General features: G+C 52.3%; 14 protein-coding genes. 8 read left to right on the top strand and 6 right to left on the bottom strand.

What is annotated here, in order from left to right; all coding sequences use genetic code 11:
* Positions 1 to 16: 16 nt before the first annotated feature.
* Entirely contained in the window at positions 17 to 2,050 is a 2,034-nt protein-coding gene (uvrB, locus tag AC5E51_RS03875; protein WP_297533265.1) for an excinuclease ABC subunit UvrB, read from the bottom strand.
* 111 nt (positions 2,051 to 2,161) lie between these two features.
* Here uvrB and AC5E51_RS03870 point away from each other — a divergent pair, with 111 nt between their 5' ends.
* Positions 2,162 to 3,343 (top strand): pyridoxal phosphate-dependent aminotransferase, encoded by a 1,182-nt coding sequence (locus AC5E51_RS03870; protein ID WP_068437466.1) that lies wholly within the window; start codon positions 2,162 to 2,164, stop codon positions 3,341 to 3,343.
* 88 nt (positions 3,344 to 3,431) lie between these two features.
* Here AC5E51_RS03870 and AC5E51_RS03865 read toward each other — a convergent pair whose 3' ends face one another.
* Both AC5E51_RS03865 and yaaA read right to left on the bottom strand, forming a co-directional pair.
* Positions 3,432 to 4,028, bottom strand: coding sequence for a YajG family lipoprotein (locus tag AC5E51_RS03865; RefSeq protein WP_076514747.1), 597 nt, complete (start codon positions 4,026 to 4,028; stop codon positions 3,432 to 3,434).
* A complete protein-coding gene (gene yaaA, locus AC5E51_RS03860) occupies positions 4,021 to 4,809 on the bottom strand; it encodes a peroxide stress protein YaaA (protein ID WP_301376610.1) in 789 nt (262 codons plus the stop codon). Before yaaA ends, AC5E51_RS03865 begins: the two co-directional genes overlap by 8 nt.
* Before the next feature lie 205 nt (positions 4,810 to 5,014).
* Between yaaA and AC5E51_RS03855 the strand changes: the two genes are divergently transcribed.
* The 6 genes from AC5E51_RS03855 (at position 5,015) to AC5E51_RS03830 (ending at position 11,788) form a co-directional block, all read left to right on the top strand.
* Positions 5,015 to 6,316, top strand: a complete 1,302-nt coding sequence (locus tag AC5E51_RS03855) for an acyl-CoA dehydrogenase family protein (protein WP_301376611.1) — start codon at positions 5,015 to 5,017, stop codon at positions 6,314 to 6,316.
* A 12-nt stretch (positions 6,317 to 6,328) separates the two neighbouring features.
* Positions 6,329 to 7,540: an acyl-CoA dehydrogenase family protein gene (locus AC5E51_RS03850; protein WP_297533262.1), complete on the top strand. Its 1,212-nt coding sequence runs from the start codon at positions 6,329 to 6,331 to the stop codon at positions 7,538 to 7,540.
* A gap of 107 nt (positions 7,541 to 7,647) precedes the next feature.
* The gene (locus tag AC5E51_RS03845; protein ID WP_301376612.1) at positions 7,648 to 9,477 is read left to right on the top strand and encodes a long-chain-acyl-CoA synthetase; all 1,830 of its coding nucleotides are present in this window, start codon (positions 7,648 to 7,650) and stop codon (positions 9,475 to 9,477) included.
* Between the two features lie 160 nt (positions 9,478 to 9,637).
* Complete coding sequence (gene purE, locus AC5E51_RS03840; protein ID WP_068437450.1) at positions 9,638 to 10,132, top strand: 5-(carboxyamino)imidazole ribonucleotide mutase; 495 nt, start codon at positions 9,638 to 9,640, stop codon at positions 10,130 to 10,132.
* 19 nt (positions 10,133 to 10,151) lie between these two features.
* On the top strand, positions 10,152 to 11,228 hold the full coding sequence (locus AC5E51_RS03835) for a 5-(carboxyamino)imidazole ribonucleotide synthase (RefSeq protein ID WP_301376613.1): 1,077 nt from the start codon (positions 10,152 to 10,154) through the stop codon (positions 11,226 to 11,228).
* Positions 11,229 to 11,245: 17 nt separating this feature from the next.
* Positions 11,246 to 11,788, top strand: a complete 543-nt coding sequence (locus AC5E51_RS03830; RefSeq protein ID WP_491778148.1) for a DUF2058 domain-containing protein — start codon at positions 11,246 to 11,248, stop codon at positions 11,786 to 11,788.
* A gap of 45 nt (positions 11,789 to 11,833) precedes the next feature.
* Here AC5E51_RS03830 and AC5E51_RS03825 read toward each other — a convergent pair whose 3' ends face one another.
* Genes AC5E51_RS03825 through AC5E51_RS03815 form a run of 3 tightly spaced genes read right to left on the bottom strand, consistent with a single transcriptional unit; the run spans position 11,834 to position 12,704 of the window.
* Complete coding sequence (locus AC5E51_RS03825; RefSeq protein ID WP_068438584.1) at positions 11,834 to 12,100, bottom strand: hypothetical protein; 267 nt, start codon at positions 12,098 to 12,100, stop codon at positions 11,834 to 11,836.
* Positions 12,101 to 12,109: 9 nt separating this feature from the next.
* Positions 12,110 to 12,487, bottom strand: a complete 378-nt coding sequence (locus tag AC5E51_RS03820) for a hypothetical protein (RefSeq protein ID WP_068441567.1) — start codon at positions 12,485 to 12,487, stop codon at positions 12,110 to 12,112.
* Between the two features lies 1 nt (position 12,488).
* On the bottom strand, positions 12,489 to 12,704 hold the full coding sequence (locus tag AC5E51_RS03815) for a hypothetical protein (RefSeq protein ID WP_068438208.1): 216 nt from the start codon (positions 12,702 to 12,704) through the stop codon (positions 12,489 to 12,491).
* A gap of 127 nt (positions 12,705 to 12,831) precedes the next feature.
* On the opposite strand from AC5E51_RS03815, the gene AC5E51_RS03810 reads away from it, so the two are divergent.
* Positions 12,832 to 12,888, top strand: a complete 57-nt coding sequence (locus AC5E51_RS03810; RefSeq protein ID WP_374047322.1) for a DUF2058 family protein — start codon at positions 12,832 to 12,834, stop codon at positions 12,886 to 12,888.
* Positions 12,889 to 12,971: the final 83 nt, after the last annotated feature.

Raw genomic sequence — 12,971 nt, 5'->3', positions numbered from 1 at the left:
AGTGAGAAGAACCCGCTCAGCTATTCTGGATCATTTTCTCTTTCATTGAATGCAGCAGGTCACGCAGTTTGGCCGCCTCTTCAAAGTTCAGATCCTTCGCAGCTTTAAACATATCGTCCTCAATTTTGGATATGCGTTTCCCGAGTTCCGCTGCGTTCAGGTGCTGCCAATCGTCCGCCGAATAGCCTGCTTCCTTCTCTGCCACCTGCTGACGAGCACGTCCTCGCTGCTTGCCTTTTTTACCCGGAGGCGGAGCAGCCTCAAGAATATCTTCGACTGACTTCATAACACCTTTCGGTGTAATACCATGCTCTTCATTAAAGGCGAGCTGCTTCTCACGACGGCGATCAGTTTCATCCATTGCCCGCTGCATTGAATCGGTCACACGGTCAGCGTACAAAATCGCTTTACCATTCAGGTTACGTGCCGCCCGACCTATGGTCTGAATCAGAGAGCGCTCAGAACGCAAAAAGCCTTCTTTATCGGCATCGAAAATAGCAACCAGAGAAACTTCCGGAATATCCAGACCTTCCCGCAGGAGGTTAATCCCCACCAGCACATCGAACTCACCTAAGCGCAGATCGCGGATGATCTCAACCCGCTCAACCGTATCAATATCGCTGTGCAGATACCGAACGCGAACCTGCTGTTCATGCAGGAACTCGGTCAGATCTTCGGCCATCCGCTTCGTCAGTACGGTAATCAGAATCCGCTCGCCCTTCTCAACCCGCTGATGAATTTCATGCAGAGAGTCATCCACCTGACCTGTGGCCGGGCGAATTTCAATTTCAGGGTCCACCAGCCCGGTCGGGCGAACTACCTGCTCGACGACGTTGTCCTGATGATCCTTCTCATAAGGCCCTGGAGTCGCGGAAACAAATATGCACTGTGGCACAATCGATTCCCACTCTTCAAAACGCATAGGCCGGTTGTCCAGTGCCGATGGCAAACGGAAACCGAACTGAACCAGAGTTTCTTTACGAGAGCGGTCCCCCCGGTACATGCCGCCAATCTGCGGAATCGTCACGTGCGACTCATCAACGAACACCAGGGCATCGTTGGGAATGTAATCAAACAAGGTCGGCGGCGCATCGCCTGCTGCGCGCCCCGACAGATATCGGGAGTAATTCTCGATACCCGAGCAGTACCCAAGCTCCTGCATCATTTCAAGATCGTACTTGGTGCGCTGCTCAAGTCGTTGCGCTTCTACCAGAAGATTCTCTTTGCGATAGTACTCAAGGCGCTCTTTCAGCTCTTCCTTAATACCTTCAATGGCATCCAGAATTTTCTCGCGTGGCGTCACATAGTGCGTTTTCGGGTACACAGTGACACGCGCCAGGCGGCTGTAGATCTGGCCAGTCAGCGGGTCGAACGTGCTTAACTGCTCGACCTCATCATCAAATAACTCCACACGGATAGCTTCATCATCGCTTTCCGCCGGGAAGATATCGATCACCTCACCGCGCACACGATAAGTACCGCGATGGAAGTCTGCGTCATTGCGGGTGTACTGCAACTCCGCCAGTCTGCGCAGAATGTCACGTTGATTGACCTGATCACCGCGCACAAGGTGCAACATCATCTTAAGGTAAGAATCAGGATCACCCAGACCATAAATAGCCGACACGGTGCAGACGATAATGGCATCACGACGCTCCATCAGCGCTTTAGTCGCAGACAAACGCATCTGCTCAATGTGCTCGTTCACCGAGGCGTCTTTATCAATGAAAGTATCAGACGACGGGACGTAGGCTTCTGGCTGGTAGTAGTCGTAGTACGACACGAAGTATTCAACGGAGTTATTCGGGAAGAACTCTTTGAACTCCCCGTACAACTGCGCTGCTAATGTTTTATTGTGGGCCATTATGATGGCCGGACGCCCACACCGGGCAATCACGTTGGCCATGGTGTAGGTCTTACCGGAGCCCGTTACACCCAGCAAAGTTTGTTTGAGCAGGCCGGCATCGACACCTTTCACAAGGCCATCAATAGCTTTTGGCTGGTCGCCTGCGGGCGAATATTTGGATGACAGCTCGAATGGCTTACTCATGAGGATTCCAGTTAACGTCTAAATCCAGTAAGATTATACGTTGTTTTAGGGCCTATTTTGAGGCCCGCTATTTTTTAGGCACACATCGTGGCCGTGCTAGAGGAAAGTACATTGGATCTTAAATTGTCTGATCGCGTTCAACTGATCAAGCCATCCCCGACCCTGGCGGTGACCAACCGTGCAGCAGAGTTACGAGCGGAAGGCAAAGACATTATCGGGCTCGGTGCTGGCGAACCGGATTTTGATACTCCGGACCACATCAAAGCAGCGGCTGCAGAAGCTATCGATAAGGGCTTCACCAAGTACACAGCCGTTGACGGTACCCCCGGTCTCAAGTCTGCCATTATCGACAAGCTGAAAGCAGACAATGGCCTCAGTTACGAACCGAACCAAATTCTGGTTTCCTGTGGTGGTAAGCAGAGCTTCTTCAACATGGCTCTCGCGCTGATCAACCCAGGTGACGAAGTCGTGATTCCAGCGCCGTACTGGGTATCTTACCCGGATATGGTCAAAATCGCGGAAGGCGAACCTGTCATCATCGAGACCGATGAATCGACTCGTTTTAAAATCACCCCAGAGCAGCTGGACGCGGCCATCACAGACAAAACCCGTCTGGTGGTACTGAACAGCCCGTCAAACCCATCTGGCGTGGCATACACCAAAGATGAATTTATTGCTCTCGGCGACGTTCTGCGTAAATACCCAGACGTACTGATCGCAACCGACGACATGTACGAGTACATCTGGTGGGCTGACTTTGGTTTCGAAAACATCGTTACTGCCAACCCAGACCTGTACGAGCGCACTATCGTTCTGAACGGTGTCTCAAAAGCCTACAGCATGACTGGCTGGCGCATCGGCTACGCGGCAGGCCCGGCTAAGCTGATCGGCGCAATGAAGAAAATTCAGTCACAGAGCACGTCTAACCCTGCGTCTATCTCTCAGGTTGCTGCAGAAGCAGCACTGCGTGGCGGCCGTGATTGCGTGACTCCGATGGTTACCGCATTTAAAGAACGTCACGATTACATCGTTGATGCACTGAACGGTATTCCGGGCATCACCTGTATCCCAGGCGATGGTGCTTTCTATGCCTACCCTTGCGTGAAAGGCGCTATGGAAAAACTGGGCATTACTGACGACGTTGAATTTGCTGAGAAGCTTCTCAGTGATGCAGGCGTTGCTCTGGTTCCTGGCTCAGCCTTCGGTACACCGGGTTATATGCGTCTGTCGTTCGCGACTAGCATGAATACTCTTCGTGATGCCGTTGCCCGACTGAGTAAAGCGTTGAGCTAATTGCTCAAGCTATCAGTTAGCAACTCTCATAAAAAAGCCCGCTGATGCGGGCTTTTTTATTGGTAGAACTGCCAGTTCAGCAATGAGCTTAAACGCCCAGATATTCGCGTAGCTCTGGGTCGCTGAAGATGTATTCCCACAGACGGTCGAGTACATCGTTTACCCATTTTTCGTTGTATTCTTTCACCGGTGCCGCAGCCACACGACGCGATTCGCTCAGACCATACGGCTTAGTGAACGTCGTATTACCATCCAGTACCGTCATATTGAATCGAATACTGACACTGCAGGCTGTGACCAGAAAACCTTCATTACAGCTGTAACGGAAACGATTCACCGCCAGCTCAAGCTTCACCGGATCAAGCGGGCTTTCACCACCGAACCCGAGTTGCGTCATGCTGTCCTGCAAGCGACGCGTCAGCACCGCCGACAATTCATCCTGAACATACAAAGGAGAGTTTTCGGCCAGACGTCCACCACGGCTACCCAGCGACTGACGCTCGTCAGGGCTGATTTCTTCGCGGTTGTCGACCACACGAATCAAGGCACCACGGGACACCGACGCAGCGGGCTGCTCGATTTCATAGTTCTCGCTCAGTTCAATGGTCTGCGGTGCAAGAACACACCCCGTCAGGCCGGTGGCCAGCACAGTGCTGGCCAGCAAAGTCAGAACGCTCTTACGCATTCGGTACATCCTTCTCTGCACGTTTAAATACCCACTCTGTGGCGGTCGATTCTTCTTCAGAAAAGCGATAGCCCGCCACATCAAATTTCTTCAGATCTTCAGGGTTATCAATACGCTGAGTGATCTGGTACGCCGCCATCAGGCCTCGCGCTTTTTTCGCATAAAAACTGATAATTTTGTACTTACCGTTTTTCTCATCACGAAACACTGGCGTGATCAGGTCTGCTTTTAACGCCTTCGGCTTCACCGACTTGAAGTACTCGTTCGACGCCAGGTTCACGATGGTATTGATACCAGATTGCTCAGTGAGTTCATTCAGAGCGTCGGTGATCTTGTCGCCCCAGAAAGCATAAAGATCCTTGCCGCGATCGTTGCCGAGTTTCGTACCCATCTCAAGGCGATACGGCAGAATCAGATCCAGCGGACGCAGCAAACCATACAAACCTGAAAGAATACGCAGGTGACCCTGTGCGTAATCCAGGTCGTCTTTGCTCATATTGTCGGCATCAAGGCCGGTATAAACGTCCCCTTTAAACGCCAGCACAGCGGCTTTTGATTCCCCTTCAGGAAAAGGAATCTTCCAATCACTGTAACGCTGCACGTTCAGCTCAGACAATTTCGGGCTCAGCTTCATCAGAGCGCCGATTTCGTCCGGAGAATACTTACGCAATACATCGATCAACTCAGCCGAATCATCCAGATAATCTGGCAGACTGTACTGATCCGTAACCGGCGGTGTCTCAAAATCCAGAGTCTTGGCGGGTGAAAGCAATGTAAGCATGTCGATCCTCAGCAGATATTGGTTGCGGTCATGATACCTTGTGCCCGCGTAACTCCCAAACGTGTCCTGTGTTTTGGCATTCCGGCCCGTTATGTCCGGTCAGGGCTGCCAATGCAGCCACTGTAATAAAGATGTGAGAATGGCCGACACAGGATAAATTCACTCTGTCGTGTTTCCTCAAACGAGTCATCAAGAGGTGTTATAAATGGCAAAAGATATTCAGGGGCTGGGCTTAGGTCTGGCGGTACGCTTTTCTGGCAGTGAGTTCGCCAGGAAGTACAAGCTCCGCCGTCCGGCAGAAAAGCTGGCCTACGCAGGCACCAAGAAAGGCTTCGAAGTCATCGGTCAGATGGTGGCAAAGAAGAAAGCTAAGAAATCCGAAGATCCTAAAATGCTGCCAGAGCCGAGCACGGCTGGCCTGTTCGACCTGACCCTGTCAGAAGAACAACAGATGATCAAAGACACCGTGCGTTCATACGCCGAAGAAGTTGTCCGCGGTCTGGCGCACGATGCCAACGAAGACATGAAACTGCCGGAAACTTACCTGCAGGACATCATGGACCTCGGCCTGAACTACTTCTCAGTGCCAGAAAGCATGGGCGGCGCGGCTCAGAGCTACAGCCCGACCACCAACGCCATCATTGCTGAAGAGCTCGCCTGGGGCGACTTCTCACTGGCCTACGCCACACTGGCCCCCGTTGCAGTCGCAAATGCCATCGTTAAATGGGGCAACCAGAAGCAGAAAGAAAAGTACCTGCCTGAGTACCTGGCAGAAACGCCTGTTAAAGCAGCGATTGCGGTACAGGAACCTACCCCTCTGTTTGATCCGGCAAAACTGTCAGCAAAAGCGAAGAAAACCAAAGCCGGTTACACCATCTCAGGGGTTAAGAGCCTGGTACCGTTTGGCGGCGAAGCGTCAATGTATCTGGTGGCAGCGCGCTACAAGCGTCGTAACCGTCTGTTTATTGTTCCGGGTGATGCACCAGGCGTTCAGTGGCAAGCAGCTCCGGCCATGGGCCTGCGCGCTACCGCAACGGGCACACTGACTCTCGACAAAGTACTGCTCGGCCCGGATGCCCTGCTCGGCGATGACAGCTTTAACTTTGAAGCCTTTATGGACCTCGGCCAACTGCACTGGTGTGCACTGGCCATCGGTGCCTGTCAGGCAGCACTCGATTATCTGATTCCTTACGTGAATGAGCGTGAAGCCTTCGGCGAGCCAATTTCTCACCGTCAGGCGGTAGCCTTTATGGTTGCGAATATCGGTATCGAACTCGAATCTATGCGCCTGATGGTCTGGCGCGCAGCGGCACTTGCTGAAGCTGGCAAGCCATTCCATCGCGAAGCCTACCTTGCACACATCCTGTGTTCTGAAAAAGCCATGGAAATCGGCACCAACGCAGTTCAGCTGCTGGGTGGCCATGGTTTCACCAAAGAACACCCAGCTGAGCGCTGGTATCGTGATCTGCGGGTTCTGGCCTGCATCAACGGCGGCATGCACCTGTAAGGAGAAGCACAGATGATTAATTTAGAAAATCCGAAAAAATTCCGTGCCCTTGTTAACCAGGCACACCAGGTGGCGGCGAGTGTTTTCCGTCCGGTATCGCGTAAGTACGACCGTTCTGAGCACGCTTACCCAGTCGAACTGGACATGCTGGCCTCCATCATGGACGGCATGAACGACGGCACCACAGGCGAAGGCGCCGGTGCTGGCAAACTGAAGCAGGATAACGGCCCGAAGAAAGAAGGCATCCAGAACGGCACCAATATGTCGACAGTACTGTCTCTGGCGGAGCTGTGCTGGGGTGACGTTGGCCTGTCTCTGACATTGCCACGTCAGGGCCTGGGTAACGCCGCGATTGCAGCAGTTGCCGACGACGAGCAGTTTGCACGTTTCGGTGGTAAGTGGGCAGCGATGGCCATTACTGAACCAGGTTTCGGTTCTGACTCGGCAGCTGTTCGTACCACGGCGATTCGTGATGGCGACGAGTACATCATCAACGGTGAAAAAATCTACGTTACCTCAGGCGAACGTGCTGACTGCGTTGTGGTCTGGGCGAGCGTTGACCGCTCTCTTGGCCGTGCGGCGATTAAGTCGTTCATCGTAGAGAAAGGCACGCCGGGCATGGAAGTTGTCCGTCTTGAGAAGAAGCTGGGTATTAAAGCGTCTGACACCGCTGCGATCACTTTCACCGACTGCCGCATTCCAGCGAGCAACCTGCTGGGTGATCCAGAGGTTAACGTTGAAAAAGGCTTTGCCGGTGTCATGCAGACCTTCGATAACACCCGCCCGGTCGTTGCGGCCATGGCGATTGGTGTGGCTAAGGCCTCTATCGATCGCACCCGCGAACTGCTCAAGCAGCTCAAGGTAAAAACCGATTACCGCACGCCGTACAAACTGGCCTCACAACTCGAAGCCAAACTGTATCGCTATGAAGCAGAATGGGAAGCAGCACGCTTGCTGACTCTCAAAGCTGCATGGATGGCCGACAACGGTATGCCGAACTCTAAAGAGGCGTCCATGTCGAAAGCTAAGGCTGGTCGTACTGCGAACGAAATTACCCTTGGCTGTGTCGAGATGCTTGGCATGCTGGGTTACGGCGAAGACGAACTGCTTGAGAAGTGGTCGCGTGACTCGAAGATTCTCGACATCTTCGAAGGCACACAGCAGATCCAGCAGCTGATTGTTGCTCGTCGTCTGCTCGGCAAATCATCCGCCGAACTGAAGTAATCTGTACGACAAACTAAGCACGGGGCCTGGCGCCCCGTTGCTGTATTAACAATGATAATTTTCCGGTAACGTCGCACTCCGGACTTTCGAGCGAGACTCTTACCCGTATGACTCAATACAACGAAAAACTGGTTTCACTGCCGAATATTCTGACGCAATTGGCAAGCCAGGCCACAAGCATTCCGATCAAGCTGAAAGGTGTGTATGAACTGGCAACCAGCAAACCTGAGAAAGAGAAATCAATCGGACTTCTGCTTGAGAAACACGCACGCCAGCGCCCAGAACACATCGCTATCCGCTACGAAGATGTGACTTACACCTATGATCAGGTAAACCGTAAAGCGAACCAGATCGCGCATTATCTGACCTCTCAGGGCATCGGCAGCGGTGATGTGGTTGCCGTGGTTCTTGAGAACCGTCCGGAAACCCTGATTTCAGTACTGGCCATCGTCAAGCTCGGTGCCATTGCCTCCATGATCAACACCAGTCAGCGTGGCGACGTACTGCTGCACAGCCTGACCCTGGTCAAACCGAAAATAATCATCGTTGGCGAAGAGATGCTGGAGAACGTTAAGACGGTCGAAGGTGATCTCGATGACGCTTCGCTGAAGTCGCTGCATTATCTGCGCGACACCGGCGAAACTGCATGCCCAGAGCACTACACCAACATCCTGACGGCCATCGAAGGCCAGTCGGACAAAAACCCGGATTCCACCAAAAAAGTGAAAATGCACCAGCCGTGCTATTACATTTTCACCTCCGGTACCACCGGCCTGCCAAAAGCCTCCGTGATGAGCCACTATCGCTGGTTCAAGTCGCTGGCGGGCATGGGTCTGGCGTCCATGAACATGAGCAGCAAAGACATTCTGTATGTGTCTCTGCCGCTGTACCACAACAACGCACTGACTGTATCCATGGCTGCAGTTCTGGGTTCAGGCGCCTGTATGGCGATTGCGCGTAAGTTCTCAGTGTCACGTTTCTGGGACGACATCCGTCACCACAACGCGACGGGCTTCTGCTACATCGGCGAGCTGTGCCGCTACCTGCTGAATGCGCCGGCCAAGCCGTCGGACTCCCAGCACAACATCCGTGTCTGTGTCGGTAACGGCCTGCGCCCGGACATCTGGATGCAGTTTAAAAACCGTTTCAACATTGATCACATCAATGAGTTCTACGGTGCATCCGAGTGTAATCTGGTATTCACCAACGCCTTTAACCTCGATAAAACAGCGGGTTTCTGCCCTCTTTCGTACAACATCGTTAAGTACGACATCGAAGAAGACGCACCACTGCGTGATGACAAAGGCTTTATGATTCCGGTGCAACCGGGCGACAGCGGCCTGCTGATCACCGAGGTGAACGACAAGCAACCGTTTGAAGGCTACACCGACGAAGACGCCACCAACAGCAAACTGCTGCGCAACGTCTTCAAGAAGGACGACTGCTGGTTTAACACCGGAGACCTAGTGAATAACCAGGGTTACAAGCACGTATCCTTCGCTGACCGCCTGGGTGATACCTTCCGCTGGAAAGGCGAGAACGTCGCCACCACAGAAGTTGAATCCATCCTGATGGAACTCGACAGCATCGAACACGCCGTTGTCTACGGTGTTCAGATCCCTCACACCGATGGTCGTGCGGGCATGGCAACCATTACGCCATCTGTCCCTCTGGAAGAGTTCGACTGGGCAGCGCTGTCTAAGCACGTTCGTGAGAAAATGCCTGCTTACGAGATTCCGGTATTCATCCGCGTGCGCGAGCAGCAGGAAGTCACCGGCACCTTCAAATATCGTAAAGTGGAGCTCAAGAAAGAAGCCTACCACCTCGATAAAGTGGGCGATGAGCCAGTGTATGTGATCGTTGGCAAAGACAACGATTACACCGAGCTCACCAGCGATACCGAAGCGAAAATCGACGCAGGTGAACTCAGCCTCTGATCATCTGACGGTTATCGTCATTGCCAGTGCAGTCATTCTGCACTGGCATCCCCTTCTTAACGCCTGAACCTTTCCCCTATCCCCGCCCCCTTGTGGTAGAATTCGCCGCTTTCTTTGCACGCTTGCGCGAAGTTACGCCGCAAACATGAGGACACAAGACATGACAGTACCTGTCGGAATTATCATGGGCTCCAAGAGCGACTGGCCCACCATGAAGCACGCAGCCGATATGTTGGACCTGCTGGGCGTAGACTACGAAGTCAAAGTCGTTTCGGCGCACCGCACCCCCGACCTGCTGTTTGACTACGCAAAAACCGCACACGAGCGTGGCCTCAAGGTCATCATCGCGGGCGCAGGCGGCGCAGCGCACCTGCCGGGCATGGCAGCATCCCAGACCTCACTGCCAGTATTGGGTGTACCGGTAAAATCCCGCGCCCTGAACGGCATTGACTCACTGCTCTCCATCGCTCAGATGCCAGGCGGCGTAGCCGTTGGTACACTGGCCATCGGTGATGCAGGCGCGAAAAACGCAGGTCTGCTGGCCGCACAGATTCTGGCCACCTCAGACGCTGACCTGATGAAGCGTGTTGACGAGTTCCGCGAAACTCAGAAGAACACCGTATTGTCGCAGCCAGATCCACGAATTATTGAATAACCGCAGCACGGACATCCCGATGAAAGTAGGTATTTTAGGTAACGGCCAGCTTGGCCAGATGTTAGAAACCAGTATCACTGATCTTAAGGATATTGAGGTTTCACTGTACGACCTGCGCGCGCACACCGACGAAGCGCTGGAAGCATTTATTGCCTCGGTCGACATCCTCTCGTACGAGACAGAAAACATCCCGGCGCACATCGTGACCTTACTTGAGCCACACGCCGACAAGCTCTACCCAGGCCTGAACGCCCTGAAAACCTTCCAGAATCGTCTGCTGGAGAAAAATGCACTGCGTAACGCAGGCATCGCCACCGCAGAATTCCGTGCCGTGAACTCACTCGAAGACGTTCATACAGCGGTACAAGAACTCGGCCTGCCGATCGTGATGAAAACCACGACCGAAGGTTACGATGGCAAAGGCCAGTTTGTACTGCGTACGCCAGACGACGCAGCACCGGCCTGGAACTCCATCGGCAATCGCGAACTCATCGCTGAAGCCTTTGTACCTTTCGAGCGCGAAACCTCAGTTATTGCCAGCCGCGACCGCGACGGCAATATCGTCGTATTCCCAATGACCGAAAACGTACACCACGAAGGCATCCTGCGTTACAGCCTCTACCCTGCACCGGCACTCTCACAAGAGAAAGCTGAGCAGGCTGAACGCTATATCCGTCAGCTAGCAGAAAGCCTCGACTACGTCGGCACCATTACCCTTGAGCTGTTCGACACCGAAGACGGCCTTGTTGGCAACGAAGTAGCACCACGTGTACACAACTCTGGCCACTGGTCGATTGAAGGCACCGAAGCCTCTCAGTTCCGTAACCACATGCTGGCCATCACAGGCAAAAGCCTCGGCGCGACCGAGCCTAAGTTTGCCTCCGTCGCTATGCTCAACGTGATCGGCGAAGAAACTCCGGCAGAAAAAGCCGAAAGCATCGACAACGCCTACCGTCATTCCTACGGCAAAGAAGCACGCCCTGCCCGTAAGCTCGGCCACGTCACCGTGACAGGCAATACCGATGCAGAACGCGACGCCACCATCACAGAACTGAACGCCCTGATGCCCGAAGGCATCTGGCCACCGAAACACTAAGTGGAGCTGACCGGATTATGGGTAAATCACTCCAGGATCAACTGCTGGGCCTCGGTTTAACCGACAACAAAAAGCAGAAGAAAAACGAAAAAGAGAAAAAGCGCCAGGAACACCTGAAGCGCACCGGGCAGGAAAACAACGCCGACGAGTCCCGCGAAAAAGCGGAGCAAGCGCGTAAAGAAAAAGCCGCCCGCGACAAAGAACTGAACAAACAACGCGACGAAGAAGCCCAGAAAAAAGCCATCAAGGCTCAGGTGCAGCAACTCGTCGACAACAACCTGATCAGCGCTGCACAAGGCGACATCAAGTATCAGTTTGTTGATGGCAAGAAAGTAAAAAGCCTCTACGTTGATCAGGCTGTATGGGACCGCCTGTCGAAAGGCCAACTGGCGATCATCGCGCATCGCAACAGCTACGCAGTGATTCCACTGCAAGTAGCTAAGAAGATCCGTGAGCGCGACGACGGCCACTTTATCGTGATCGCCGAACAGACCGACGGCCAGATGGATGAAGATGATCCGTATGCAGCGTATCAGATCCCAGATGATCTGATGTGGTGATTGAAACGAAAAGCCCGCTTATTAAGCGGGCTTTTTTGTTGGTAATCAGGGAATCTCGCCATCCCAAACATCAGCAAAACCAGCATTGCCGCAATGGATATGAAGAGTTGTATAAAGACTTTCGAGAATCGAGTCCAGATCACTCTGCCCACTAGTATCGTCCACGATCTTCCAGTAAAGCCTCGCCAAAGCGATTACGTCCTGCTCACTGGCAACACCAGTTTCAATCACATTTAAAATCGACGCATCTTCTGCTGCGCTAGCAAAGCGAACAAGAATGGATTTTTCTTCTTCAGTTAAAACGTCAGTCATTTCAGTCGGTTAAACTTTAAACTCAATGGGATCTTTCGATACAAAACCCTTCTTTCTCATGACCGTAATAGCAATAATCTGTCGATGATCATTACCTGTTCGATCAATACTCATTTCAACAGCACACGGTATATTGATGTCTGTTTTAGTGCAGCGTACGTTAAATGTATCGAGATGTTTGAGCAGAAGAAGTTTTCTGATATGAACGGTAGTAAGGCGATTAAAGATTCCTTTCAGCTCAGTTAGCGTGATCCCTGGGTTATTTCTCGGATGGTTCATTCGATCCTTCACGAAGTGAACCGACATTTTGAAGCTCAATCTATCCTGGGAAAATTGTTCATTGAGAACACTTTCCAATGTCGATATTTCATCCAATGAAATACTCATGTTACTTCCCTTTAAATTTTCTATAGATTTCTTCCAATTTCGTATTGAGTTCGTCAGAGGTTTTCGCGCGTACAACCCCCGCTTCTTGGGATTCAGTTACTGTGCCAATTCGTACCTCGAATTCCACATTATCAAAAGATTCAACAAAAACAGCCTCGCCCGACTCCTTGTCTATAAATGAGGCATAATTATCGTCGATCGACATATCAAATTTCATAAAAATCCCCTACACCATATCACCCATACAACCAACCGACATCGTATGGCTACAGCCCCATATATACAATACGGAAGAAAAAAATAAGATCATTCACCTCATCACCAGAACAATAAGCCTGCGCTAGATGGATGAAGACGATCCGTATGCAGCGTATCAGATCCCCGATGACCTGATGTGGTGATGGATACGAAAAGCCCGCTTAATAAGCGCACTGCTGTCCCACAGTTTTGGGATCATATAACGAGCCTCATCTGAGGCTCGTTT

Source organism: Thalassolituus sp. (assembly GCF_984348125.1).
The sequence above is the reverse complement of the archived record's forward strand: the minus strand, read 5'-3'. Positions and strand labels throughout refer to the sequence as shown.

Bases quoted from the DNA above. Each gene is read 5' to 3' on its own strand.
- uvrB (WP_297533265.1), bottom strand. From the start codon at position 2,050: ATGAGTAAGCCATTCGAGCTGTCATCCAAATATTCGCCCGCAGGCGAC.
- AC5E51_RS03865 (WP_076514747.1), bottom strand. From the start codon at position 4,028: ATGCGTAAGAGCGTTCTGACTTTGCTGGCCAGCACTGTGCTGGCCACC.
- yaaA (WP_301376610.1), bottom strand. From the start codon at position 4,809: ATGCTTACATTGCTTTCACCCGCCAAGACTCTGGATTTTGAGACACCG.
- AC5E51_RS03855 (WP_301376611.1), top strand. From the start codon at position 5,015: ATGGCAAAAGATATTCAGGGGCTGGGCTTAGGTCTGGCGGTACGCTTT.
- AC5E51_RS03850 (WP_297533262.1), top strand. From the start codon at position 6,329: ATGATTAATTTAGAAAATCCGAAAAAATTCCGTGCCCTTGTTAACCAG.
- AC5E51_RS03845 (WP_301376612.1), top strand. From the start codon at position 7,648: ATGACTCAATACAACGAAAAACTGGTTTCACTGCCGAATATTCTGACG.
- purE (WP_068437450.1), top strand. From the start codon at position 9,638: ATGACAGTACCTGTCGGAATTATCATGGGCTCCAAGAGCGACTGGCCC.
- AC5E51_RS03835 (WP_301376613.1), top strand. From the start codon at position 10,152: ATGAAAGTAGGTATTTTAGGTAACGGCCAGCTTGGCCAGATGTTAGAA.
- AC5E51_RS03830 (WP_491778148.1), top strand. From the start codon at position 11,246: ATGGGTAAATCACTCCAGGATCAACTGCTGGGCCTCGGTTTAACCGAC.
- AC5E51_RS03825 (WP_068438584.1), bottom strand. From the start codon at position 12,100: ATGACTGACGTTTTAACTGAAGAAGAAAAATCCATTCTTGTTCGCTTT.
- AC5E51_RS03820 (WP_068441567.1), bottom strand. From the start codon at position 12,487: ATGAGTATTTCATTGGATGAAATATCGACATTGGAAAGTGTTCTCAAT.
- AC5E51_RS03815 (WP_068438208.1), bottom strand. From the start codon at position 12,704: ATGAAATTTGATATGTCGATCGACGATAATTATGCCTCATTTATAGAC.